Origin of the sequence: Streptomyces sp. NPDC007025 (assembly GCF_042869455.1) — a bacterium.
Lineage (GTDB): Bacteria > Actinomycetota > Actinomycetes > Streptomycetales > Streptomycetaceae > Streptomyces.
This window is the reverse complement of the sequence record NZ_JBIAFT010000012.1, coordinates 101,248-124,653: the sequence shown is the minus strand read 5'-3', so window position 1 is coordinate 124,653 and position 23,406 is coordinate 101,248. Positions and strand designations below refer to the sequence as shown.

At 68.2% G+C, this 23,406-nt stretch carries 34 protein-coding genes; 10 read left to right on the top strand and 24 right to left on the bottom strand.

Going from position 1 to position 23,406, the window contains the following annotated elements; translation table 11 throughout:
* Positions 1-105: 105 nt before the first annotated feature.
* The 21 genes from rplO to rpsJ all read right to left on the bottom strand — a co-directional run bounded on the left by rplO (position 106) and on the right by rpsJ (position 9,852).
* Positions 106-564 (bottom strand): 50S ribosomal protein L15, encoded by a 459-nt coding sequence (gene rplO / locus ACFYMO_RS23620; RefSeq protein WP_075002194.1) that lies wholly within the window; start codon positions 562-564, stop codon positions 106-108.
* Position 565: 1 nt separating this feature from the next.
* Complete coding sequence (gene rpmD / locus ACFYMO_RS23615) at positions 566-748, bottom strand: 50S ribosomal protein L30 (protein WP_019354934.1); 183 nt, start codon at positions 746-748, stop codon at positions 566-568.
* Positions 748-1,350, bottom strand: a complete 603-nt coding sequence (gene rpsE / locus ACFYMO_RS23610; protein ID WP_366772426.1) for a 30S ribosomal protein S5 — start codon at positions 1,348-1,350, stop codon at positions 748-750. The genes rpmD and rpsE overlap by 1 nt, the downstream gene beginning before the upstream one ends.
* Positions 1,351-1,393: 43 nt before the next feature.
* Positions 1,394-1,777, bottom strand: a complete 384-nt coding sequence (gene rplR, locus ACFYMO_RS23605; protein WP_075002196.1) for a 50S ribosomal protein L18 — start codon at positions 1,775-1,777, stop codon at positions 1,394-1,396.
* A gap of 3 nt (positions 1,778-1,780) precedes the next feature.
* Positions 1,781-2,320 (bottom strand): 50S ribosomal protein L6, encoded by a 540-nt coding sequence (gene rplF / locus ACFYMO_RS23600; RefSeq protein ID WP_019354937.1) that lies wholly within the window; start codon positions 2,318-2,320, stop codon positions 1,781-1,783.
* A 23-nt stretch (positions 2,321-2,343) separates the two neighbouring features.
* Complete coding sequence (gene rpsH / locus ACFYMO_RS23595) at positions 2,344-2,742, bottom strand: 30S ribosomal protein S8 (RefSeq protein WP_019354938.1); 399 nt, start codon at positions 2,740-2,742, stop codon at positions 2,344-2,346.
* Between the two features lie 164 nt (positions 2,743-2,906).
* Complete coding sequence (locus tag ACFYMO_RS23590) at positions 2,907-3,092, bottom strand: type Z 30S ribosomal protein S14 (RefSeq protein ID WP_019354939.1); 186 nt, start codon at positions 3,090-3,092, stop codon at positions 2,907-2,909.
* A gap of 2 nt (positions 3,093-3,094) precedes the next feature.
* Positions 3,095-3,658 (bottom strand): 50S ribosomal protein L5, encoded by a 564-nt coding sequence (gene rplE, locus ACFYMO_RS23585; RefSeq protein ID WP_019354940.1) that lies wholly within the window; start codon positions 3,656-3,658, stop codon positions 3,095-3,097.
* Positions 3,658-3,981: a 50S ribosomal protein L24 gene (gene rplX, locus ACFYMO_RS23580; protein ID WP_026004359.1), complete on the bottom strand. Its 324-nt coding sequence runs from the start codon at positions 3,979-3,981 to the stop codon at positions 3,658-3,660. The genes rplE and rplX overlap by 1 nt, the downstream gene beginning before the upstream one ends.
* 2 nt (positions 3,982-3,983) lie before the next feature.
* Positions 3,984-4,352, bottom strand: coding sequence for a 50S ribosomal protein L14 (gene rplN, locus ACFYMO_RS23575; RefSeq protein ID WP_019354942.1), 369 nt, complete (start codon positions 4,350-4,352; stop codon positions 3,984-3,986).
* A gap of 124 nt (positions 4,353-4,476) precedes the next feature.
* Positions 4,477-4,761: a 30S ribosomal protein S17 gene (gene rpsQ / locus ACFYMO_RS23570; protein WP_019354943.1), complete on the bottom strand. Its 285-nt coding sequence runs from the start codon at positions 4,759-4,761 to the stop codon at positions 4,477-4,479.
* Complete coding sequence (gene rpmC, locus ACFYMO_RS23565) at positions 4,761-4,985, bottom strand: 50S ribosomal protein L29 (protein WP_019354944.1); 225 nt, start codon at positions 4,983-4,985, stop codon at positions 4,761-4,763. The genes rpsQ and rpmC overlap by 1 nt, the downstream gene beginning before the upstream one ends.
* Positions 4,985-5,404, bottom strand: coding sequence for a 50S ribosomal protein L16 (gene rplP, locus ACFYMO_RS23560; RefSeq protein WP_019354945.1), 420 nt, complete (start codon positions 5,402-5,404; stop codon positions 4,985-4,987). The genes rpmC and rplP overlap by 1 nt, the downstream gene beginning before the upstream one ends.
* 3 nt (positions 5,405-5,407) lie before the next feature.
* Positions 5,408-6,238, bottom strand: a complete 831-nt coding sequence (gene rpsC, locus ACFYMO_RS23555; RefSeq protein ID WP_075002197.1) for a 30S ribosomal protein S3 — start codon at positions 6,236-6,238, stop codon at positions 5,408-5,410.
* Positions 6,238-6,585, bottom strand: coding sequence for a 50S ribosomal protein L22 (gene rplV, locus ACFYMO_RS23550; protein WP_360290973.1), 348 nt, complete (start codon positions 6,583-6,585; stop codon positions 6,238-6,240). The genes rpsC and rplV overlap by 1 nt, the downstream gene beginning before the upstream one ends.
* Positions 6,586-6,628: 43 nt before the next feature.
* Positions 6,629-6,910: a 30S ribosomal protein S19 gene (rpsS, locus tag ACFYMO_RS23545; protein ID WP_019354948.1), complete on the bottom strand. Its 282-nt coding sequence runs from the start codon at positions 6,908-6,910 to the stop codon at positions 6,629-6,631.
* Between the two features lie 13 nt (positions 6,911-6,923).
* Positions 6,924-7,760 (bottom strand): 50S ribosomal protein L2, encoded by an 837-nt coding sequence (rplB, locus tag ACFYMO_RS23540; protein WP_366772425.1) that lies wholly within the window; start codon positions 7,758-7,760, stop codon positions 6,924-6,926.
* Between the two features lie 47 nt (positions 7,761-7,807).
* Positions 7,808-8,230, bottom strand: coding sequence for a 50S ribosomal protein L23 (gene rplW, locus ACFYMO_RS23535; protein ID WP_019354950.1), 423 nt, complete (start codon positions 8,228-8,230; stop codon positions 7,808-7,810).
* Entirely contained in the window at positions 8,230-8,877 is a 648-nt protein-coding gene (gene rplD / locus ACFYMO_RS23530; protein ID WP_019354951.1) for a 50S ribosomal protein L4, read from the bottom strand. The genes rplW and rplD overlap by 1 nt, the downstream gene beginning before the upstream one ends.
* Positions 8,878-8,884: 7 nt before the next feature.
* Positions 8,885-9,529, bottom strand: a complete 645-nt coding sequence (gene rplC / locus ACFYMO_RS23525) for a 50S ribosomal protein L3 (RefSeq protein WP_366772424.1) — start codon at positions 9,527-9,529, stop codon at positions 8,885-8,887.
* A 14-nt stretch (positions 9,530-9,543) separates the two neighbouring features.
* A complete protein-coding gene (gene rpsJ / locus ACFYMO_RS23520; RefSeq protein WP_016909683.1) occupies positions 9,544-9,852 on the bottom strand; it encodes a 30S ribosomal protein S10 in 309 nt (102 codons plus the stop codon).
* Between the two features lie 851 nt (positions 9,853-10,703).
* On the opposite strand from rpsJ, the gene ACFYMO_RS23515 reads away from it, so the two are divergent.
* From ACFYMO_RS23515 to ACFYMO_RS23490, 6 genes are all read left to right on the top strand, one after another.
* Positions 10,704-11,213 (top strand): SRPBCC family protein, encoded by a 510-nt coding sequence (locus tag ACFYMO_RS23515; RefSeq protein WP_019354953.1) that lies wholly within the window; start codon positions 10,704-10,706, stop codon positions 11,211-11,213.
* Between the two features lie 258 nt (positions 11,214-11,471).
* Complete coding sequence (locus tag ACFYMO_RS23510) at positions 11,472-11,873, top strand: SseB family protein (RefSeq protein WP_388548684.1); 402 nt, start codon at positions 11,472-11,474, stop codon at positions 11,871-11,873.
* Positions 11,873-12,559: a hypothetical protein gene (locus ACFYMO_RS23505; RefSeq protein WP_366772422.1), complete on the top strand. Its 687-nt coding sequence runs from the start codon at positions 11,873-11,875 to the stop codon at positions 12,557-12,559. The genes ACFYMO_RS23510 and ACFYMO_RS23505 overlap by 1 nt, the downstream gene beginning before the upstream one ends.
* Complete coding sequence (locus ACFYMO_RS23500; protein ID WP_366772421.1) at positions 12,559-17,091, top strand: putative T7SS-secreted protein; 4,533 nt, start codon at positions 12,559-12,561, stop codon at positions 17,089-17,091. Before ACFYMO_RS23505 ends, ACFYMO_RS23500 begins: the two co-directional genes overlap by 1 nt.
* Positions 17,055-17,570, top strand: coding sequence for a S1 RNA-binding domain-containing protein (locus tag ACFYMO_RS23495; protein ID WP_388548679.1), 516 nt, complete (start codon positions 17,055-17,057; stop codon positions 17,568-17,570). Before ACFYMO_RS23500 ends, ACFYMO_RS23495 begins: the two co-directional genes overlap by 37 nt.
* A 217-nt stretch (positions 17,571-17,787) precedes the next feature.
* Positions 17,788-18,699, top strand: coding sequence for an NADAR family protein (locus tag ACFYMO_RS23490; RefSeq protein WP_366772419.1), 912 nt, complete (start codon positions 17,788-17,790; stop codon positions 18,697-18,699).
* 136 nt (positions 18,700-18,835) lie between these two features.
* Here ACFYMO_RS23490 and ACFYMO_RS23485 read toward each other — a convergent pair whose 3' ends face one another.
* Positions 18,836-19,465 (bottom strand): helix-turn-helix domain-containing protein, encoded by a 630-nt coding sequence (locus tag ACFYMO_RS23485; RefSeq protein ID WP_366772418.1) that lies wholly within the window; start codon positions 19,463-19,465, stop codon positions 18,836-18,838.
* Between the two features lie 113 nt (positions 19,466-19,578).
* Between ACFYMO_RS23485 and ACFYMO_RS23480 the strand changes: the two genes are divergently transcribed.
* The 3 genes from ACFYMO_RS23480 (at position 19,579) to ACFYMO_RS23470 (ending at position 21,146) form a co-directional block, all read left to right on the top strand.
* Positions 19,579-20,271, top strand: coding sequence for an FMN-dependent NADH-azoreductase (locus ACFYMO_RS23480; RefSeq protein ID WP_388548674.1), 693 nt, complete (start codon positions 19,579-19,581; stop codon positions 20,269-20,271).
* Positions 20,268-20,591 (top strand): DMT family transporter, encoded by a 324-nt coding sequence (locus ACFYMO_RS23475; protein ID WP_388548671.1) that lies wholly within the window; start codon positions 20,268-20,270, stop codon positions 20,589-20,591. Before ACFYMO_RS23480 ends, ACFYMO_RS23475 begins: the two co-directional genes overlap by 4 nt.
* A gap of 201 nt (positions 20,592-20,792) precedes the next feature.
* Positions 20,793-21,146 (top strand): hypothetical protein, encoded by a 354-nt coding sequence (locus tag ACFYMO_RS23470; protein WP_366772415.1) that lies wholly within the window; start codon positions 20,793-20,795, stop codon positions 21,144-21,146.
* Positions 21,147-21,245: 99 nt separating this feature from the next.
* Here the strand turns inward: ACFYMO_RS23470 and ACFYMO_RS23465 are convergent, their stop codons facing one another.
* Entirely contained in the window at positions 21,246-22,265 is a 1,020-nt protein-coding gene (locus tag ACFYMO_RS23465) for a hypothetical protein (protein WP_388548668.1), read from the bottom strand.
* Between the two features lie 116 nt (positions 22,266-22,381).
* Between ACFYMO_RS23465 and ACFYMO_RS23460 the strand changes: the two genes are divergently transcribed.
* On the top strand, positions 22,382-22,837 hold the full coding sequence (locus tag ACFYMO_RS23460; protein WP_366772500.1) for a GNAT family N-acetyltransferase: 456 nt from the start codon (positions 22,382-22,384) through the stop codon (positions 22,835-22,837).
* A gap of 119 nt (positions 22,838-22,956) precedes the next feature.
* Here the strand turns inward: ACFYMO_RS23460 and ACFYMO_RS23455 are convergent, their stop codons facing one another.
* Positions 22,957-23,340 (bottom strand): hypothetical protein, encoded by a 384-nt coding sequence (locus tag ACFYMO_RS23455; protein WP_388548665.1) that lies wholly within the window; start codon positions 23,338-23,340, stop codon positions 22,957-22,959.
* Positions 23,341-23,406 lie beyond the last annotated feature (66 nt).

Here is a 23,406-nt window from a genome sequence, read left to right as displayed (position 1 = left end):
CCTTACCGGCCGGTGCACCACCGAGAAACGACCAGCTACGCAAACAACCAGCCGGGGATGTCCCGTTGGGACATCCCCGGCCTGTCGTTCACCTGGTCAACGAACTCAGAGGAGTTCGGTGACGGTGCCGCCGGCGGCGGTGATCTTCTCCTTGGCGGAGCCGGAGACCTTGTCGACGGTCACCGTCAGCGCCACCGAGATGTCGCCGTCACCGAGCACCTTGACCAGCTCGTTCTTGCGCACAGCGCCCTTGGCGACCAGGTCGGCCACCGTGACCTCGCCACCCTGCGGGTAGAGCGCGGCCAGCTTCTCCAGGTTCACCACCTGGAACTGCTTGTGGGCGGGGTTGTTGAAGCCCTTGAGCTTGGGCAGCCGCATGACCAGCGGCATCTGCCCGCCCTCGAAGCGCTCCGGAACCTGGTACCGGGCCTTGGTGCCCTTGGTACCACGGCCCGCGGTCTTGCCCTTGGACGCCTCACCACGACCCACGCGGGTCTTGGCGGTCTTGGCGCCCGGGGCCGGACGGAGGTTGTGCACCTTCAGCGGGTTCTCGGAGTCAGCCATCTCAGTCGACCTCCTCGACCGTCACGAGGTGGCGCACGGTGTGCACCTGACCGCGAACGACGTCGCTGGCCTCGCGGACGGCCACATCGTTGACGCGCTTGAGACCCAGGGTCCGCAGCGTGTCACGGTGGTTCTGCTTGGTCCCGATGACGGAACGCGTCTGCGTGATCTTCAGGCGAGCCATTACGCGCTCACCCCTGCACGCGCCCGCAGCAGAGCGGCGGGTGCCACGTCCTCCAGCGGCAGGCCGCGACGGGCCGCGATCTCCTCCGGGCGCTGAAGCCCGCGGAGCGCACCCACCGTGGCATGCACGATGTTGATCGGGTTCGACGAGCCGAGCGACTTGCTCAGCACGTCGTGGATGCCCGCGCACTCCAGCACGGCACGCACCGGGCCACCGGCGATCACACCGGTACCGGGCGAGGCCGGCTTGAGCAGCACGACACCCGCGGCTTCCTCACCCTGGATCGGGTGCGGAATGGTGCCCTGGATGCGGGGGACCTTGAAGAAGTGCTTCTTGGCCTCCTCCACACCCTTGGCGATGGCGGCCGGCACCTCCTTGGCCTTGCCGTATCCGACACCCACGGTGCCGTCACCGTCGCCCACCACGACCAGCGCGGTGAAGCTGAAGCGACGACCACCCTTCACAACCTTGGCGACACGGTTGATCGCGACGACGCGCTCAACGTACGCAGTCTTCTCGGCGGCGGCGCCGCCGTCCCGGCCCTTACGGTCCCGCCGGTCGCCGCCACCGGCGCCGCCACCGCGGCGCTGGGGTCCAGCCATTGGAATTACCTCTCTCGATTAACGTCCGCTTGCAGGACCGTGCTCAGAACTTGAGCCCGGCCTCGCGGGCGGCGTCGGCCAGAGCGGCAATCCGCCCTGCGTACTTGTTGCCACCGCGGTCGAACACGACAGCCTCGACACCCGCGGCCTTCGCACGCTCGGCGACCAGTGCGCCGACCTGCTGGGCCTGGGCGCTCTTGTCGCCCTCGCCGCCGCGGACCGAACCGTCCAGGTGCGACGCCGAGGCCAGCGTGTGGCCCGCGAGGTCGTCGATCACCTGCGCGGTGATTCCGCGGTTGGTGCGGGTCACCACCAGACGGGGGCGCTCGGGCGTGCCCGAGACCTTCTTCCGGATGCGGATGTGCCGGCGCTTGGCAGCGGAGCGCTTGTAGGCGTCGCCCTTGGCGATCTTCACGCCGTATGCCATGGCTTACTTACCAGCCTTTCCGACCTTGCGGCGGATGACCTCGCCCGCGTACTTCACGCCCTTGGCCTTGTAGGGGTCGGGCTTGCGCAGCTTGCGGATCTTCGCGGAGACCTCGCCGACCCGCTGCTTGTCGATGCCCTCGACCGTGAACTTGGTCGGGGACTCGACCTTGAAGGAGATCCCCTCGGGGGCCTCCACCAGGATCGGGTGGCTGTAGCCCAGCGAGAACTCCAGGTCGGAGCCCTTGGCCTGGACCCGGTAGCCGACACCGCTGATCTCGAGGTCCTTGCTGAACCCGTTGGTCACGCCAGTGATCATGTTCGCCACCAGCGTGCGGGACAGGCCATGCAGGGCCCTGTTCCGGCTCTCGTCGTTCGGACGGGTGACGACGAGCGCGCCGTCCTCGCCCTTGGCGATCTCGATGGGCGCGGCAACGGTGTGCGAGAGGGAGCCCTTGGGGCCCTTCACCGCGACCGTCTGGCCATCGATGGTGACGTCCACACCGGCGGGAACCTGGATGGGGAGCTTGCCGATACGCGACATTGCTTTACCTCCGTTCCCTTCCGTTACCAGACGTAGGCGAGGACTTCCCCACCCACGCCCTTCTTCTGAGCCTGCTTGTCGGTCAGCAGACCGTGCGACGTGGAGATGATCGCCACGCCCAGGCCGCCGAGCACCTTCGGCAGGTTGGTGGACTTTGCGTAGACCCGCAGACCCGGCTTGGAGATCCGCTTGATACCGGCGATCGAGCGCTCGCGGTTCGGGCCGAACTTCAGCTCGAGAACGAGGTTCTTGCCGACCTTGGCGTCCTCGGTCTTCCAGCCGGTGATGTAACCCTCCTGCTGGAGGATCTCCGCGATGTGCGACTTGATCTTGCTGTGCGGCATCTCGACGGCGTCGTGGTACGCCGAGTTCGCGTTCCGCAGACGCGTCAGCATGTCTGCGATGGGATCGGTCATGGTCATGTGATGGCCTTCGGCCTCTCTCGCCGGGGTTTCCCTGTCTGCGTCGTCCTTCTCCCCGTCCGCCGGCCTTGCGGCCGACGACGGGACGGGTGCGTCGCGGGGGACCTACGGCGTAGTAAGCGACTTTTCAGCTTACCGAGAGTCCTGGCTTGTCCCCGAAGGGATTACCAGGAGCTCTTGGTCACGCCCGGCAGCTCGCCACGGTGCGCCATCTGGCGGAGGCACACGCGGCACAGGCCGAACTTGCGGTAGACGGAGTGCGGACGGCCGCAACGCTGGCAACGCGTGTAGGCACGCACCGCGAACTTGGGCTTGCGGCCGGCCTTGGAGATCAGGGCCTTCTTCGCCATGGTCAGTTCTCCTTGAACGGGAAGCCGAGGTGACGAAGCAGGGCGCGGCCCTCGTCGTCGGTGGTCGCCGTGGTGACCACGGTGATGTCCATGCCCCGGACCCGGTCGATCTTGTCCTGGTCGATCTCGTGGAACATGACCTGCTCCGTGAGACCGAAGGTGTAGTTGCCCCTGCCGTCGAACTGCTTGGGCGACAGTCCGCGGAAGTCGCGGATGCGCGGCAGCGCGAGGGACAGCAGGCGGTCCAGGAACTCCCACATCCGGTCGCCGCGCAGCGTCACGTGGGCGCCGATCGGCTGCCCCTCGCGCAGCTTGAACTGCGCGATGGACTTGCGGGCCTTGGTGACGGCGGGCTTCTGCCCGGTGATCGTGGCGAGGTCCTTGATGGCACCCTCGATCAGCTTGGAGTCGCGGGCGGCGTCGCCCACACCCATGTTGACCACGATCTTGGTCAGCCCGGGGATCCGCATGACGTTGTCGTAGGCGAACTCGTCCTGCAGCTTGCCCTGGATCTCGGCGCGGTAGCGCTGCTTGAGGCGGGGGGCCTCAGAGGTGGTGGCAGTCATCAGATGTCCTCACCGGTCCGCTTGGCAACGCGGATCTTGTTGCCTTCGTCGTCGAAGCGGTACCCGACGCGGGTCACGACCTTCTTGCCGTCCGCTTCCACGATCAGCTGAACGTTGCTGACGTGGATGGGGGCCTCGGTCGTCACGATGCCGCCGGTCTTCGAACCGCGGGCCGTCTGACCGGCCTTGGTGTGCTTCTTGACCCGGTTGACACCCTCGACCAGGACACGGTCCTCGCGGGGGTAGGCCACGATGACCTTGCCCTGCTTGCCCTTGTCCTTGCCGGTGATGACCTGAACCAGGTCGCCCTTCTTGATCCTCATGGTCACAGCACCTCCGGCGCGAGCGAGATGATCTTCATGAACTTCTTCTCGCGCAGCTCACGACCGACCGGGCCGAAGATGCGGGTACCGCGAGGGTCGCCGTCGTTCTTGAGGATGACGGCGGCGTTCTCGTCGAACCGGATGTACGAGCCGTCGGGGCGGCGGCGCTCCTTGACGGTGCGCACGATGACAGCCTTGACGATGTCGCCCTTCTTCACGTTCCCGCCCGGGATCGCGTCCTTGACGGTAGCGACGACGACGTCACCGATGCCCGCGTAGCGCCGGCCCGAACCGCCGAGCACACGGATGGTGAGAATCTCCTTCGCACCCGTGTTGTCGGCGACGCGAAGCCGGGACTCCTGCTGGATCACGTCTATCTCCTGTATGTCTGCCGGTTCCCGGCAGGGATCTCGCGATCCCTGCCGAGCCTGGCGGAACGAACCTGCGGGGGTACCCCCTCAGGCAGCTTCTCCGGGACTCCCCAGAAGGGAGGTCCTACTTGGCCTTCTCGAGGATCTCGACGATGCGCCAGCGCTTGGTGGCGGACAGCGGCCGGGTCTCCATCAGGAGGACGCGGTCGCCGACACCGGCAGCGTTCTGCTCGTCGTGCGCCTTGAGCTTGTTGGTACGGCGGATGACCTTGCCGTACAGGGCGTGCGTGACGCGGTCCTCGACGGCGACGACGACGGTCTTGTCCATCTTGTCGCTGACGACAAGACCCTGCCGGGTCTTGCGGAAGCCGCGCTCCTGCTGTGTCTCAGTCACATTCGTCTCGCTCATCAGGCGCTCTCCACCGTCTCGATGCCCAGCTCGCGCTCACGCATCAGGGTGTAGATCCGGGCGATGTCCTTGCGGACGGCCTTGAGCCGACCGTGGTTCTCGAGCTGCCCGGTCGCCGCCTGGAAGCGGAGCTTGAACAGCTCGTCCTTGGCTTCGCGGAGCTTGGAGCCAAGCTCCTCGTCGCCCAGCTCGCGCAGCTCGGACGCCTTGGTTCCGGCCGCCATCACGCGTCACCTGCCTCGCGCCGCACGATGCGGCACTTCATCGGAAGCTTGTGAGCAGCGCGGGTGAGCGCCTCACGAGCAATCTTCTCGTTCGGGTAGGACAGCTCGAACATCACGCGCCCCGGCTTGACGTTCGCGATCCACCACTCGGGCGAACCCTTACCGGAACCCATGCGGGTCTCGGCGGGCTTCTTGGTCAGCGGGCGGTCGGGGTAGATGTTGATCCACACCTTGCCGCCACGCTTGATGTGACGAGTCATGGAGATACGAGCGGCCTCGATCTGCCGGTTCGTCACGTAGGCACCGGTCACAGCCTGGATGCCGTACTCACCGAACGCGACCTCGGTACCGCCCTTGGCCATACCCGTGCGCTTCGGGTGGTGCTGCTTGCGGTGCTTGACCCTGCGCGGGATCAGCATGGGTCAGCTCTCCTTTCCTGAAGCGCTCGGCTCGGCAGCGGCACCGGCCGGCGCGGACTCCGTCTTGGGAGCCTCGGCCGAACCCTGGCCCTGCTGCGGCTTGCGACCGCGACGCTCGCCGCCCCGACCACGGGGACGGTCGTTGCCACCGCCGCGCGACGGGCGGTTGCCCGCGCGGGCCGCGGCGTTCTCGGCGCGCACCTCGGAGATGTTCTTGACATCGCCCTTGTAGATCCACACCTTCACACCGATGCGGCCGAAGGTCGTACGGGCCTCGAAGAAGCCGTAGTCGACGTTGGCGCGCAGCGTGTGCAGCGGGACCCGGCCCTCGCGGTAGAACTCCGAGCGCGACATCTCGGCACCGCCGAGACGGCCGCCGCACTGGATCTTGATGCCCTTGGCACCGGCCTTCATCGCCGTCTGCATGCTCTTGCGCATGGCGCGGCGGAAGGAGACCCGGGAGGAGAGCTGCTCGGCGACCGCCTGGGCGACGAGCTGCGCGTCCGTCTCGGGGTTCTTCACCTCGAGGATGTTGAACTGGATCTGCTTGCCGGTGAGCTTCTCCAGGTTGCCGCGCAGCCGGTCCGCCTCGGCGCCGCGGCGGCCGATGACGATGCCCGGACGGGCGGTGTGGACGTCGACGCGGACGCGGTCACGCGTGCGCTCGATCTCCACCTTGGAGATGCCCGCCCGCTCCATGCCCTGAGTGAGCATGCGGCGGATCGAGACGTCTTCCTTGACGTAGTCCTTGTAGAGCTTGTCGGCATACCAGCGCGACTTGAAGTCGGTGGTGACGCCGAGCCGGAACCCGTGCGGGTTTACCTTCTGGCCCATTACCGGGTTCCTTCCTTGCTGCTCACGACCACGGTGATGTGGCTCGTCCGCTTACGGATCCGGTAGGCGCGGCCCTGGGCGCGCGGCCGGAACCGCTTCAGGGTCGGGCCCTCGTCGACGTATGCCTCGGAGATGTAGAGGCTGTCGGCGTCGGTGTGGTCGTAGTTGTGCGCGGCGTTGGCGATGGCGCTGTCGAGCACCTTGCCCACCGGCATGCTCGCGGCCTGCGGGGCGAAACGCAGGACCGCCTGAGCCTCCGTGGCGTCCATGCCACGAACAAGGTCCACCACCCGGCGGGCCTTCATGGGCGTGACGCGCACATAGCGCGCTGAGGCCCTGGCTTCCATGGTTGTCCCTTCGGTGTCAGTCATAGTCTTCGCACCCAGCCGTTCAGCGACGACGCGACTTGCGGTCGTCCTTCACGTGGCCGCGGAAGGTGCGGGTCGGCGCGAACTCGCCGAGCTTGTGGCCGACCATCGACTCGGTGACGAACACCGGGACGTGCTTGCGGCCGTCGTGCACCGCGATCGTGTGGCCCAGCATGGCCGGGACGATCATCGAGCGGCGAGACCAGGTCTTGATGACGTTCTTGGTGCCCGCGTCGTTCTGGCCGTCCACCTTCTTGGCGAGGTGGTCGTCGACGAAGGGCCCCTTCTTGAGACTGCGCGGCATCTAAACCCGCCTCCTAGCGCTTCTTGTTCGTCTTGCGGCGGCGGACGATGTACTTGTTGCTGGCCTTCTTCGGCGAGCGCGTACGCCCCTCCTTCTGACCCCACGGCGAAACCGGGTGGCGGCCACCGGAGGTACGACCCTCACCACCACCGTGCGGGTGGTCGATCGGGTTCATGACCACACCGCGGACGGTCGGGCGGACGCCCTTCCAGCGCATACGGCCGGCCTTGCCCCAGTTGATGTTCGACTGCTCGGCGTTGCCGACCTCGCCGACGGTGGCGCGGCAGCGGACGTCGACCAGCCGGATCTCACCGGACGGCATACGCAGGTGGGCCATCCGGCCCTCCTTCGCCAGCAGCTGCACCGAGGCACCGGCCGAGCGGGCGAACTTGGCGCCGCCGCCCGGCTTCAGCTCGATCGCGTGGATCGTCGTACCCACGGGGATGAAGCGCAGCGGCAGGTTGTTGCCGGGCTTGATGTCGGCGCCCTGGCCGTTCTCGATGCGGTCGCCCTGCTGGATGCCGCGCGGGGCGAGGATGTAGCGCTTCTCGCCGTCCGCGTAGTGCAGCAGCGCGATGCGCGCGGTGCGGTTCGGGTCGTACTCGATGTGCGCGACCTTCGCCGGCACGCCGTCCTTGTCGTGCCGACGGAAGTCGATCACGCGGTAGGCGCGCTTGTGGCCACCGCCCTGGTGGCGCGCAGTCACACGACCGGCGTTGTTACGGCCGCCCTTGCTGTGCAGCGGGCGGACCAGCGACTTCTCCGGCGTGGACCGCGTGATCTCGACGAAGTCGGCGACGGATGAGCCGCGACGGCCCGGAGTCGTCGGCTTGTACTTGCGGATACCCATTTCTCAGTCCTCGGAAGATTCCGGACTTCAGAACGACCTGGCCCCCGTCAGGAGGCCGGGCCGCCGAAGATGTCGATTCGGTCGCCCTCGACAAGGGTCACGATGGCGCGCTTGGTGTCCGCGCGCTTGCCGTAACCGGTGCGGGTGCGCTTGCGCTTGCCCTGGCGGTTGATCGTGTTGACCCCGGCGACCTTGACCGAGAAGACCTCTTCGACGGCCTGCTTGATCTGGGTCTTGTTCGCACGCGGGTCGACGATGAACGTGTACTTGTTCTCGTCCAGCAGCGCGTAGCTCTTCTCCGACACGACCGGCTTGACCAGCAGGTCGCGCGGGTCGGTGAAGACCTTGCTCGGGTCGGCCGGCGCGATCGGGCCCGGACCGTCGGCGGCCCGGCGGGCGGCCTTGGCGACGCGGGCGGCCTTCGCGGCCTTCGCTGCCTTGGAGGCAATGCTCGGGTGTCGCGTAGCCATCAGGCGTCGCTCCCTTCGGTGTGGGCCTGCGGGCCAGCAACGAAGGACTCGAGCGCGGCCCGGGTGAAGACCACGTCGTCCGAGACGAGCACGTCGTAGGTGTTGAGCTGGCCCGGCTCCAGGATGTGCACCTGGGGCAGGTTGCGGGCGGACAGCCAGGCGGCCTCGTCGGAGCGCTCGGCGACCAGCAGCAGGTTCTTCCGCTCGCTGATCCGGCCGAACAGGTTCTTCGCGGCCTTCGTCGAGATCTCGCCCTCGACCACACCGGAGACGGCGTGGACGCGGCCGTGGCGGGCCCGGTCGGAGAGGGCGCCACGCAGCGCGGCGGCCTTCATCTTCTTCGGGGTCCGCTGCGAGTAGTCGCGCGGCACCGGGCCGTGCACGACGCCACCGCCGGCGAACTGCGGAGCGCGGGTCGAGCCCTGGCGGGCGCGGCCGGTGCCCTTCTGGCGGTACGGCTTCTTGCCGCCGCCGCGGACCTCGCCGCGCGTCTTGGTCTTGTGCGTGCCCTGACGGGCCGCTGCCAGCTGGGCGACGACGACCTGGTGGATCAGCGGAACGCTGACCTGCACGTCGAAGATCTCCGCGGGGAGCTCGACGGTCCCGGTCTTGTCGCCGGCCGGCGAAAGGATGTCAATGGTGCTCATCGGTTCCTCAAGCCCCCTTGGCCGCGGTACGGACCAGGACGAGGCCGCCGTTCGGACCGGGGACTGCGCCCTTGATGAGCAGCAGGCCCTTCTCCGCGTCAACGGCGTGGACGGTCAGGTTCTGGGTGGTGACCCGCTCGTTGCCCATCCGGCCGGCCATCCGGGTGCCCTTGAAGACACGGCCCGGGGTGGCGCAGCCACCGATGGCGCCCGGCTTGCGGTGGATGCGGTGCGCACCGTGGGACGCCTTGCCGCCGCGGAAGCCATGGCGCTTCATGCCGCCGGCGAAGCCCTTGCCCTTGGAGTTGCCGGTGACGTCGACCTTGAAGCCGGCCTCGAAGGTGTCCGCGGTCAGCTCCTGGCCGAGCGTGTACTCGGACGCGTCGGAGGTGCGGAGTTCCACCAGGTGGCGGCGGGGGGTGACGTCGGCCTTGGCGAAGTGGCCCTTGAGGGGCTTGTTCACCTTGCGCGGGTCGATCTCGCCGAAGGCGATCTGGACGGCCTCGTAGCCGTCCCTGTCTGCGGTGCGGACCTGGGTCACAACGTTCGGACCGGCCTTGACGACGGTCACGGGGACAACGCGGTTGTTGTCGTCCCAGACCTGGGTCATGCCGAGCTTCTCGCCCAGGACGCCCTTGATCTGCTTAGCCATCTCTACGACACCCCTCAGAGCTTGATCTCGATGTCGACGCCGGCCGGGAGGTCCAGGCGCATCAGCGAGTCAACGGTCTTGGGAGTCGGGTCGAGGATGTCGATCAGACGCTTGTGGGTACGCATCTCGAAGTGCTCGCGCGCATCCTTGTACTTGTGCGGCGACTTGATGACGCAGTACACGTTCTTCTCTGTGGGCAGCGGCACCGGGCCGGCGACCGACGCGCCAGTACGCGTCACCGTCTCGACGATCTTCTTCGCCGAGTTGTCGATGACCTCGTGGTCGTAGGCCTTGAGCCTGATGCGGATCTTCTGTCCCGCCATGGCTACTTCGTAGTCCTGTCTCTCGTAACGCTCCGGAACCCATGGGCTCCCACCCTCACTCGACCCACGCGGTCGGGCGTGTCGGCATCCTTCTCGCAGTTCTGCTCAGCAGTACTCCGCCGAGGTTCCACGGACGCATACGCGATCCGTCCGCGATCCACATGAGGAAGGAGCCGGGGGAGGAATCCCACCGGGTGCCTGGCTGGAAGCCCCTCCTACGCTTCCCGGAAGATTCCCGTACTTCCGCCCCTGACGAGGGGCGACGAATACCTGGGACTCGCTTCCGGTCCTCCCGGCGGGAGGCGCGCAGCATCGGCACTCAACCGAGCAACCTGGACAGTGTGCCACAGAGGCCGGAGCCGTAGCCAATCGGGCCACTAGCACATCCAGCCCCTGGGCGCGGAATGAGGGGCAGCTCACAGGTGGTGTGCCGCACATCCGGAGCACCGGGGTCCTGGGAAGATCCGGGGTGCCCTCTCGATCGTACCGGTTGCCCCGCGTACGCCCCAGCGCTTCACCACCCGCCCGCACTTCGGGGCGCCCCCTCGGCATCCGTCTGCCCTCCGGTGCGCCCGCACTCGCGAGGGCGGCCCGTCCCCTCATGGGCAGTCCGCACTCCCGAGAACCCCTGACAGCCCGACTACCGACAAGTAGGGTCACGCGGGCCGGGAGCCCCGTCCGCGGCCCGGTCCGCGCCACCGCGCACCGTGCCGCCGCGTACCCCCGGCCCGACGCGATCCGGTCGGGCCGGCGGAGAGATGGCCGAACCGGTCGGTCCGGCACGAGCCGGACCGACGACGCAGCCCGCACCGGGTCCGCGCTCCCGGCATCCGCCGAGGAACGGAGTGCCCATGCCCCGCGAATTCACCGTGTCCCGCAGCATCCGGATCGACGCGGCACCCCAGGCCGTGTACGAACAGATCAGCCGGCCCGCCCGGATGGGCCGCTGGAGCCCGGAGAACCTGGGGGCGACCGTGCCCGGCGGGGACGGACCCGCCGAGGTGGGCACCGTCTTCGAGGGCCGCAACAAGCGCGGCGTCTTCCGCTGGACCACCCGCTGCACCGTGACCGAGGCCGACCCGGGCCGCCGCTTCGCCTTCCGCGTGCACGCCATCGGCCTGCGGCACCCGAAGCTGAAGTCCCCCATCGCGACCTGGGAGTACCGCTTCCACAGCACGGAAGGCGGCACGAAGGTCACCGAGACCTGGACCGACGACCGGCGCTCCTGGCCGGACGCGGTGGCCGGGGTCTTCGACCGGATCGCCACCGGAGGCAGCACCTTCGCCGCCTTCCAGATCCGCAACATCGACCGGACGCTGCGCAACCTCAAGCGGGAGCTGGAGCAGCGGCCCGAGGCGTGACCCCGGGCCCACCGGAACGCGTCCGGCGGAGGTGTGAACACGCCGGGCGCGCTGTGGAATGCGGCACAGCTTCCCCGCCCCGGCCTGCGGGTATGCAACCGGAGAACGGTGCGTGAGCGTCTGTTCACACGGTTGCAGGATCGCCGGGACGCCCGTGGCACAAGGCCTCACCCACGGAACCGGCCGGGCCGGCCGCGGGGCGGGGCAGTCGCCGGGGGGCGGCGGCGGGCGACATGAGGGGAAGCAGGAGGGGGCGGGATGGAACTGTCCGAGGAGATCGCGGCACGGCGCGCCGGAACCGGGGACCCCGAGGCGCTGGTGGGAGAGTTCCGCCGCACCGCGGTGCTGGTCCCGACCGTGGGCGAGGACCAGGTGATGTCCGGGGTGCACGGCGGCGTCCGCTGGATCTTCGCCTTCACCGACGAGGCGGCCCTGGCCCGCTTCGCGCTCGCCCGCGGCGAGGCCACCGACCGGCCGTGGGACTACGCGGCGGTCCTGGGGGCCCGGCTGCTCGACGTCGTCGTGCCGGCGCAGGACGGCCCGGCCGGTGTCGTGGTGAACGCCGCCGACGAGGACGGCTCGATGCTCTTCCCGCCCGCGCCGGGGATCGTGCCGGACGCGGTGGCCGTGCCCGCGCCGGGCGACGGAGGGGACGTCTGATGGGGGACGGCGGCAAGAGCAGCGACGGCGTCCACTGGAACAAGGAGTCCCTCGATCTGGTCGAGAAGGGGCTCAACGGCGCCATCGGTGAACTGAAGGAGTCGGGCAGCTCTGCGACGTCGGCGCTGCAGGGCGCCGGCTTCGAGGAACTGTCACTGACCGGTATGGAGATGGGCCATCACGGCCTCTCGGTCGACTTCGAGGACTTCTGCGAGAGGTGGGAGTGGGGCGTGCGCGCCCTGGTGCAGAACGCCAACGCGCTCGCCAAGAAGCTCGGCCTCTCGGCGGGGATGGCGCACGAAGAGGACCAGTACCGGGCGGGCACCCTCAAGATCGTCATGAACTCCGCCCTCTACACCGGCAACCCGCACGCCACCGAGGAGGAGGTCGTCGAGCAGGGCTACGGCGACATCCTCACCCCGGACGCCCCCGACTACAGCAAGGAGTCCTGGGAGAAGGCGGGTCAGGACATCAAGCAGGACTGGCAGGACACCGGGCGCGAGCTGTCCTCCAAGGGGCGCGGCGGGATGTACATGGACCTCGCCCAGAAGGCCACCGGCATCAGCGACGAGCAGGTCGAGGCCGAGCAGGACGAGTGGTTCGGCCCCTCCCCCGAAGAGCGCGCGGCCCAGCAGCAGCGCGGGCAGGGTGCTGACGGCGACGGATCCGACGGGGGCAACGGCTGATGGGCTGGCGGGATTTCGTACCGGACTCGGTCGAGGACAAGGCCGAGGACCTCGCGGAGGGCGCCGGGGACTTCGTCGAGGGCGCCGGGAACTGGACGGGCGACCGGCTGGACGACGTCGGATGGGAGAGCGGCGGCGACTGGGTGCGGGACAAGTCCCGCTCGGCGGCGAACGCGCTGGGCGCCGAGACCGCCGAGTTCCAGCTGGACGAGACCGACGACCCCAAGAAACTGGTCTACGGCAGCCCCGGCAGGATCCGTTCGACGGCCGAGCACATCGGCAACCTCAAGACGGCGTTCGACAACGTCGCCAAGGGCCTCAAGGGCCTGCACAAGGGCACGCTGAAGGGCAAGGCCGCCGACGCGTTCTGGGAGAAGGTCGGCCTGGAGCCCGCCAAGTGGGTCAAGGCCGCGAACGCCTGCGAGAAGGCCGCCGACGCTCTGGAGTCCTTCGCGACCACGGTCGAGTGGGCGCAGGGCCAGGCAGGAGAGGCGGCCACCAAGTACAAGAACGACAAGAAGAAGGACGCCGAGGAGCAGCTCAAGGAGGCCCGCACCCAGCGCAACACCGCCGCGGCCGAAGCGCAGAAGAAGGTCAAGGAGGCCCGCGACGCGGCCCCGCCCAAGCCGGACTACTGGGAGCAGGCCGAGGACGGCGTCACCGGACTCCAGCTCGACAGCGAACATCTGGTCGGCGGCGTGGTGAAGGGCGTCGCCGGCCTCAACAACTTCGTCCGCAGTATCAACCCCGTCGACCCGTACAACATCACCCACCCCGCCGAGTACGTCACCCAGCTCAACTCGACCGTCACCGGCATCATGCGCACCGCCAACGACCCCGTCGGCACCGGCAAGCAGATGTGGGAGACCTTCAAGAAGGACCCCTCCGAAGGGGTCGGCCGCCTCCTCCCCGAACTCTTCGGCACCAAGGGCCTCGGCGTGGCGACGAAGGCGGGGCGCGCGGGGAAACTGGCGAAGGAACTGTCGGCGGGGCGGAAGGCCGTCGAGAAGAAGGGTCCGCACCAGGCCGCCCGCAAGGGCGAGGAGACCCCCTCCGGCAGGACCGACCCGATCGACCTCGCCACCGGGAAGATGTACCTCCCGCAGACGGACCTGTCCCTGCCGGGCACCCTGCCGCTCACCTTCACCCGTCGCGTCGAGTCCGGCTACACCCTCGGCCGCTGGTTCGGCCCGTCGTGGAGCTCCACGGTGGACCAGCGGCTGGAGGTCGACCCGGAGGGCGTCGTCTTCGTCGCGGAGGACGGCCGCCTGCTCACGTTCCCGCACCCGGCTCCCGGGGTTCCCACCCTGCCGTCGGCGGGCTCGTCCCGGATGCCGCTGGAGCGCACCCCGGACGGCGGCTACACGCTGACGGAACCGGAGACGGGCCGGGTACGGCACTTCGCGCCGCCGCAGGAGGGCAAGTCGGAGGACGGCGCGGCCCGGATCGAGCAGATCACGGACCGCAACAGCAACAGCATCACTTTCGAGTACGACGAACAGACCGGCGCGCCGCTGCGCCTCGTCCACAGCGGCGGCTACGTGGTGCGGCTGACGGTCGAGGACGACCGGGTGACCGCGCTCTCCCTGGCCGGCTCCGAGACCGGCACGACGGTGCTGCGCTACGCCTACACCGACGGCAACCTGACCGACGTCACGGGCTCCTCCGGGCTGCCGCTGCGCTTCGAGTACGACGACGAGCAGCGCGTGGTGTCCTGGACCGACACCAACGACCGCCGCTACGACTACGTCTACGACAACCTGCACCGCGTCATCGCCGAGGGCGGCACAGCGGGCCACATGCAGGTCCGTATCGACTACGACGGCGTCGACGAAGCCACCGGCCACAAGGTCACAACGGTCACGAGCGCAGCGGGACACGCGACGCGCACGCTGTTCGACGACCGCGGCTTGGTCGTCGGCGAGATCGATCCCCTCGACCACCGCACCCGCACCGAGCGCGACGCGCGCAACCGTCCGCTGTCGCACACGGACGCGCTGGGCCGCCGCACGACGTTCACGTACGACGAGGCGGGCCGCCTGGCGTCGGCGAAGCGCCCCGACGGTACGACTGTCGCCGTCGAACGCAATGAGCTGGGACTGCCGGTCACCACGACGGACCCCGATGGCGCAGTCTGGCGCCAGGAGTGGGACGAGCACGGCAACCGCGTCTCGCTCACCGACCCGGCAGGCCACGCGACGCGATTCACGTACGACGGACAGGGCCGTCTGACGGCAGTGACAGACGCCCTCGGCGCGACGACGCGGGTCCGCTGCGACGCGGCGGGCCTCCCGCTGGAGATCACCGACCCGCTGGGCGCGACCACCCGCTACGAACGCGACGCGTTCGGCCGCCCGGTGCGTGTGGTGGACCCGCTGGGCGCGCGGACCACGCTGACCTGGACGACCGAGGGCCGGCCGGCCTCCCGCACGACGCCCGACGGCGCCACGGAGCGCTGGGAGTGGGACGGCGAGGGCAACTGCACCCGCCATGTGGATGCCGCAGGCGGGGAGACCCGGTACGAGTACACCCACTTCGACATGCTGGAGGCCCGCACGGGCCCGGACGGCGTGCGCTACGAGTTCGCGTACGACGCCGAGTTGCGCATGACGCGGGTGACCAACCCCCAGGGCCTGACCTGGGACTACACCTACGACCCGGCGGGCCGCCTGGTCGCGGAGACGGACTTCGACGACCGCACGCAGCAGTACGAACTGGACGCCGCCGGCGAACTGATCCGCCGTACGACACCGCTCGGCGAGGACATCACCTACGAGCGGGACGCCCTGGGCCGCACGCTGCGCAAGGACGCGGCGGGCGCGGTGACGACGTACGCCTACGACCCGGCAGGCCGCCTCCTGGACGCCGTCGGCCCGGACGCGGAGCTGCGCTACCAGCGCGACAAGCTGGGCCGCGTCAAAACGGAACTGGTCAACGGCCGGGCCCTCACCCATACCTACGACGCCCTGGGCCGCCGCACCCGCCGCACCACCCCGACCGGCGCCGTCTCCACCAGCACCTACGACGCGGCGGGCAACCGCACCGCGCTCACCGCCTCGGGCCGCACGCTGGACTTCACCCACGACGCGGCAGGCCGCGAGACGGAGCGCCGTATCGGCACCGAGGGCCTCACCCTCTCCCAGGTGTGGGACCCGGCGGGCCGACTGGAGGCCCTGTCCCTGGCCACGGCGGACTCGACCGTCCAGCGCAAGGACTACGAGTACCGCGCGGACGGCTATCTGACCGGCGTGGACGACCTGCTCTCCGGCCGCGCCACCTTCGACCTGGACGCGACCGGCCGCGTCACCGCCGTCCACGCCAGCGGCTGGACCGAGCGCTACGCCTACGACGAGGCAGGCAACCAAACCGAGGCCAGCTGGCCCGCCACCCACGCCTCCCCCGAGGCCATCGGCCCGCGTGTGTATGAGGGCACCTCGATCCGGACAGCGGGCAAGGTCCGCTACGAACACGACGCAGCGGGCCGCACCACCCTCCGCCAGAAGACCCGCCTCTCGAAGAAACCGGACACCTGGCACTACACCTGGGACGCCGAGGACCGGCTCACCCAAGTCGTCACCCCGGACGGCACCGTCTGGCAGTACACCTACGACCCCCTGGGCCGCCGCACGGCCAAGCACCGCATGACGGCGGACGGTGAGCAGGCCGAATCGGTCCTCTTCACCTGGGACGGCCCCACTCTCATCGAGCAGACCACCGCCGCGCCCGACCTCCCCCACCCGGTCACCCTCACCTGGGACCACAAGGGCTTCACCCCCCTCACCCAGACGGAACGCCGCACCGACGAGTCCACCCAGCAGGAAATCGACTCCCGCTTCTACGCCATCGTCACCGACCTCGTCGGCACCCCGACCGAACTGGTCTCCGAATCGGGCGACATCGCCTGGCGCACCCGCTCCACCCTCTGGGGCACCACCACCTGGCACGCCGACAGCACCGCCTACACCCCCCTCCGCTTCCCCGGCCAGTACTACGACCCGGAGACGGGCCTCCACTACAACTACTTCCGGTACTACGACCCGGAAGCCGCGCGGTACACGGCGCCCGACCCTCGCGGACTGGCACCTGACCCGAACCCGACGGGATATGTTGACAATCCGCTCTACCGGATCGATCCCCTCGGACTTGCGCCGAGGTACCCGGGCGAAGAACCACTCAGGCTCTATAGAGCACCGGCGCGAGGTAATCGTGCTCGCGAAGCCGATGGGCTCGATCCTGACCTGCACCCCTCTACCCCAGAAGGCGGAGAAGGGACTGCCTACCTAGGAGAATCCGAGGAGGTTGCCCGTAAATATGCAGATCAGGGAACCCACGAGGATGGCTACCATGAATTCACAATGAAGGATGGGTTCGAGGAGAATTTCCCTCCGGAGAAATACAGGAGGACGCACGACAACAAGCCAGGAGAATATCAATGGATAATCCCACAGGGGGAGATCCCGCGATTCAATTCCTTCATCGAGGGTAGCCCCAAGTGGTGGAATTTTTACAACGGCTACAAATGGGAGGATTGATGCAGGAAATCAATAATCTGCAGCCCGGCACGGTCTGCAGAGGTGTCGTCACCGCAGCATCCGCCACCATTCTATTCATCGATCTAGACGGAGTCTCTGGTGTGGTAACAGCACCGAATCTCTCATGGAGGAGATTCACCCACCCAGAACAAGTTGCGCACATCGGCGAAGAAGTCGTAGCAGTTGTCCTGAGTATTGACACGGACCGCAATCAGGTTTCGTTGTCACTGAAAGAGCTGCAACACGATCCCTTCGTGGACTTCGCGGCAACGCAACTGGGTACAACAACTACAGGAACCGTCGAAAAGGTCACACCTATCGGCGTGTTCCTCACCCTCCAGGGGGATATTTCCGGGCTCCTTCCTGCAGCCGACCTCACAGGCGCGCTGAAGTCAGCAGCGATCGGGGAAGAATATCCCGTCATTGTTTCATCAATCAACCTCAGCGAGCGAAGAATCACTCTTGCCCCCACCGGTTGACCTTGATTCACATGCGCCCGGCGTATTCCCGCAGTTCCCACGCTCGCGTAGGGAGCGTGCTTGACCATCAATCATGGAGCTTCGCGGGAGAGGTCTGACTCGAACACCCTGGGCCGGATCTGAAGTACCAACTTGACCGCAGAGGACGAACGAGTTCCGTCACTAGGACTGCAGGAAATTCTATATCTGTCAAGGTTCGAAATGCTCTGATCTCACGATGGAGCACAAAGAGCGGTGCTGGGCCATCCAGAAGCCCGTCGGCCTGAGCCGACTACTGGGAATGCTCCCTCACGAAAAAATGGCGCAAGTTATACCTCAAGCCGCATGGAGACAACTAGACGCGACTCCAGACGACGACGCGTACAGGCGTAACGCTGAACTCTTCCAGCACCTCGGATTGTATGACCGGCTGGCTGACCTCTGCCGTCGTGCGGCTGCCAGCGACGCCCCCGATATCCGAGAGTGGCGGATAATTTCAGACAATCCTGCGATGATTTGCGCGACTGACTTCACGCCGCCATGCGAATCAAGGAAGAAGAGGGAAAGAAAGCCGATGACGTCGGAGTCGCCGAAATCATTGCCAATGTCAGCCGAAGAAGGAGCGCTCTGGGAGCAATCACGCCACCCCATGCGCTTTCTGTTCTTCTGGGGCAACCAGCGCGAAGCGGACGGCAGGGTCGGGCGAGGGTGCCTCAGCCAGTGGTGGGAAAGCGAATTCACCACAGAGGGGCATGTATTTCGGTCCGCAGAACACTACATGATGGCCCATAAAGCATGGCTGTTCAACGATGACGAAACAGCAGAGCACATTCTTGCGGCGCCCCACCCCGGTGCAGCGAAGACACTCGGCCGCCAGGTAGAGGGCTTCGAGGAAGACGTCTGGCTCGAGCACCGGTACGGAATCGTTCTGCGCGGTAACCTCGCAAAGTTCTCCGCCGATGGAGAAATACGCGACTTCTTGCTGAATTCCCGGGACCGCGTACTGGTCGAAGCAAGCCCCTTGGACCGCATCTGGGGTATTGGCTTAGCTGCGGACGACGAACGAGCTTCTTCACCATCGTTGTGGAAAGGCCTGAATCTGCTGGGGTTCGCGTTGATGGAGACTCGAAATACACTGCTGTCGCCTTGAAACACAGCGGGCGATACTGAGTCGCCACCGGAGCCCATCGACGCATACCTCGTCGGCCGATCTCCTCCGATGCCAGATCGCACCAAGTTTCATACCCTCCCAGAACGGCCAAATGGTCGTGCCGGCTCAGGCCGGCTCATGCCGTGACCCCGTGGGCGAGTCGGGTGAGGGCGGATTTCAGGCGGGCCGTCGAGATGCCTCGGCCGCGCTGGTGGAGGAAGACCTCGGGGGCCAGCGGCGCCAGGAGCGTGTCCGCGAGCGCCTCGGGGTCGGACGTGCCCGCCTCCCGCAGGAGTGCCAGAACGTGGGCGCGCCAGAACCCGTAGGCGCCGACAGCGAAACGTTCGGCGCCGGTCTCGGCTCCGAGGACGAGATGGCTGTGCTGCTCCAGCAGGTCGATCATGGCTGCCAGGAAGGCCGCCAGCCGCTCCCCCGGCGCTGCGCCGGGGCCCAGCGGCGGTGCGCCCTGCAGCAGTTCGCCCTGCAGTGCGTGCTCGTGCTCGTCCAGGAGTGCCGCCGCGATGGAGGCGATGTCCGGGTAGCGCCGGTAGAGCGTGCCCCGACCGATTCCGGCGGTGCGGGCGATGTCCTCCATCGTGACCGCGCGCGGATCCCCCTCTGCGAACAGTTCGGACGCCGCGGAGAGGACTTTCGCCCGGTTCCGCGCCGCGTCCGCGCGCTCCCTGGGCCGTTTCGGCTCCCCCGGTCTCGCCGGGTCCCCGAGCCTCGCCGGGTCCCCGGACTGCTCGGGCTCCTTGGTCTCCACGGCATCAGCCTACGTCAGCCCGGCGGAATAACTGGACGCCGCGTCCGGTTATGCTGGCCACAGCTGAACCGGACACGATGTCCGGTTCCCTCTTCCGAGGCAGGAGCCTTTCCATGTCCACCACCGCCACCCGGCCGACGACGCCCCCCGCTCCGCAGACCCTGCTGCACCTCGACGCCAGCGCCCGCCGCCGCTCCTTCAGCCGCGAGCTCGGCGACGCCGTCGCCGACGCCTGGCGGTCATCCCACCCGGACGGCACCTACCTCCACCGCGACCTCGCACTCACCCCCGTTCCGCAGATAGGCGAGGCGTGGACCGAGCTGTGCGACTACGTACTGGAACACCGGATCACCGACATCGCCCGCTACCGCGAAGCCGTGCGCACCCCGGCCCAGGCGGACGCCTGGGCGATCGTCGAGCCGCTGCTCGCTGAACTCGTCGCCGCCGACGCCGTACTGATCGCCGCGCCCATGTACAACTTCTCCGTCCCCGCCTCGCTCAAGGCGTGGATCGACCAGGTGACGTTCCCCAGGATGTCGCTGGCCGGACGGCGCTTCGTCGTCGCCTACGCGCGCGGCGGCGCGTACGGTCCGGGCACCCCGCGTCGGCCGTACGACCACCAGGAGCGCTACCTGCGGGACTTCTTCCCCGGCCACTTCGCCGTCCCCGAGGAGGACATGACCTTCCTCGGCACCGAGTTGGTCAACTCCCTCACCGATCCCGCACTCGCCGCCCGCCGCGAGACCCACGACGCCTCCCGGGCCGCCGCGCTGGCCGCTGCCCGGACGGTCGGAGCCTCGCTGTGAGCTGGCTGCTGCTCGTCGCGGCCGGACTGGTCGAGGTCGCTTGGTCGCAGAGCATCAAGCCCACGGCCGGCTTCACCCGTCCGCTTCCCACGCTGGTGTGCTTCGCGCTCGCCGCCGTCGCGGTCTACCTGCTCTCCCTGGCGATGCAGGGGCTGTCTGTCGGGACGGCCTACGCCGCGTTCACCGCAATCGGCGCGCTCGGCGCCATCGCCCTCGGCATCGTCGTGCACAAGGATCCGGTGACCACCGGTCGCATTCTCGCCCTCGCCCTGATCGTGGGCGGCGTCGCACTGGCCCGCTCAACCTCACCGGAAGGCTGACACCCCATGACCGGCATCAGCGATGATGCCGGTCATGGACGGCGGGAGCGTAGGGCAGAGCCCACGGCACGGCGGCCGGCAGAGCGGAGTACCGCCCTTGCAGAAGGGAGGACATCGGTGAGTCGTCTTCACCTGCGCATACTCAGGCGGGGCCGCGTGACCTCGCCGTTCCACTGGCCGGTTCCGGGAGAGGTCCGTCGAGTGGACACCCGCACCCTGCGGCAGCTCATCGCAGAGGCGGAGAACTCCGGTTTCAGCCGTAGGGGGGAGCGCATCGACCTGAGCGCGGATCAGGACACCCAGTACCTGCTCGTGCCAGTGCTCCCGGAGAGCATCCCGTCCGACAGCTGGATCTGCGCGCTCCTGGCCTATGCCCCAGCAACAGTGGGAGAACGGCATTCCCCGTTCCGCCGCATCCCCCACCGTCTGGACGTGGCTCCACGCACCTTCGAAGGTCTGAAGAGACTGACGCGGAAGCAGAAGAACCAACTCCTGCACGCCCTGATCTGGGAGGCGACCTCCCCCGCTCTTCCGGCACGGAGGAGTTCTGACTGATCGAACCGCCGGATCCGGGCTGCCGCCGAGGCGCCGCAGGGCCGAGCGCCGCCGCGGGACCCCTTCTCCCGTGAGGCGCTCAGCCCTCGGGCTGCCGGGTCACTGGATGACGAGATGGTGGGGATGCTCGGGGTACGCGGGGCAGGTGAGGATGAAGAGGCTTCCCCAGCGGCCGACCGTGACATGGGTGGGGGTGTTGGCGTCCATGGCGTCTGCCGCCGGCCGGTCCTCCAGCGGGGTCCAGCTCCCGGTGCCGCCGTCCCATTCGGAGCTGGCGACGGTCAGCAGGGGCTCCAGTGCCCGGCCGCAGGGCCCGCAAGTGATCGTCGCGGGGCCGGTGGTGTGCCAGGAGGCGAAGCCGCCCACCTTCCAGCCCGGGGCGATCGACAGATCGGACTCGTACGTGAGCGTGTCCGGCTCCCAGTCGTCCTCGGGCCCCTCCCACTCGGCGATACGGCGGACCAGGCCGTCGGGAAGCTGCTCGATGTACTCGTACTCGACGACCCGTTCGGGGTGGAGGACACAGGGCTCGGGCACGTACCCGTCGTGGCCGACCACCACGGGTTCCGGCTGTTCTTCCCGTACTTGGCGCACGTCCGCCGAGCGGCGCCAGCGCAGGTGGAGCGACATGTCGTGGCCGCCTCCATGCGCGTCGAACGGGCACCAGAACACCTGGAGCAGATTGCAGTCCGCGGGTCCGCCGACGAGGTCGGGTATGTCGCGCCGGTACAGCTGGGCGACCGCCGCCATGGGGATCGGGTCGGTGCGGCCCAGCCACGGCGCGTGCCGTCCCCGCTTCAACGTGTCCAGGACGGCGCGCTCCTCGTCCGTCGGCCCGGGACGTTCACCCGGGGCGGGAGTGCGGCTCCACGCCTCGGCCAGAATGCGCCGCCGGAGCCTGACGTCCCGCACCCGCTCACCGCTGCGCCGCTTGTGCGGCTCGATGCACATCGGCCACGGTTCCTCGGCCGGCCACAACAGTGGACCGCCGACGGAGCTGTCCCGCACCCCAGGGGTTCCCGGGCGGGGATGGAGCCGGGTGGCCGTACGCCGGTGGCGGGCCAGTTCCGGGAAGAGCGCTTCGACGTCGGCGGGACGGCGCGGTGTGGTGCGGGTCATGGCGTCCTCTCGTCGCAGGCCGTACAACATAGCCGCGGGGTCGGACACGCATCACGACGCTCGACTTCCAGCCGTCTGCGGGTCGGCGACGACACATGGAGAGAGGACGTGACGCGTTGCGGATCTCGGTGGATGACCTCTCCGGGCCGGACATCGCCGGGTTCCTCGACGAACATGTCCAGCAGATGCGGTCCCTCACGCCTCTGGAGAGCAAACACGCCCTCGACCTGGACGGTCTCCGGAAGCCGGACGTCACCTTCTGGTCGGTCGTGGACGGCGGCAGCCTGGTGGGCTGCGGTGCGCTCAAGAGACTGGACGCGGGCCACGCGGAACTGAAGTCGATGCGTACCCGGCCGACGCGGCAGCGAAGCGGGGTCGCCTCCTCGCTGCTGGCCCACATCCTGCGCGAGGCCTCCGGCATGGGGTTCACGCGCCTGAGCCTGGAGACCGGCTCCGCCGAGTTCTTCCTGCCGGCCCGAAGGCTCTACGAGAAGTTCGGCTTCCACCGCTGCGAACCCTTCGCGGACTACCAGCCCGACCCGAACAGCACCTTCATGACCAGGGTCCTGTGAACGTCCCACGTCGTGCACGCGTCGCGTCGGTTCCTCCGTCCCCGCCTCCGGTCACCCCGTGGAGCAGAACCGGTCCTCGTGGAGGGTACTGCCGCGCCTGTTGCCCCGGTCGTCTCGTCTCAGGCGGAGAGGTGCTTGCGGAGGAAGGGCGTGACGACGACTGCGTACAGCGCGAAAATCGTGAGCCGTTGGAGGCCGGGCTCGGCGAGAAGCCCGCTGTGCTGAATGCCGTAGACGGCATACCAGTTGGCGGCGACGTCGGTCACCATGATGGCGCAGGCCAGATCCGCGCCACGGCGCCTGCCGCCGAGCAGGAGCACCGCGGCGAGCGGATCGAGGACCGCCAGCGAGGTCCAGTAGAGGTTGAGCCAGGTCGGCGCCCAGCCGTACGGGTACAGACCGTGCTGGACGAGGTCCACCAGGTGTGCGACCGCACCCACGTACAGCAGGGCCGCCGCCATGACACACGCCGCCGCCACGGCCCAGGCCGGAGTACGCCGCATCCACCTGCCACCCCGTCGAACCCGTGCCGCTCCCCCGTCCTCATCCCGATGGGGCAGGGGCATGTT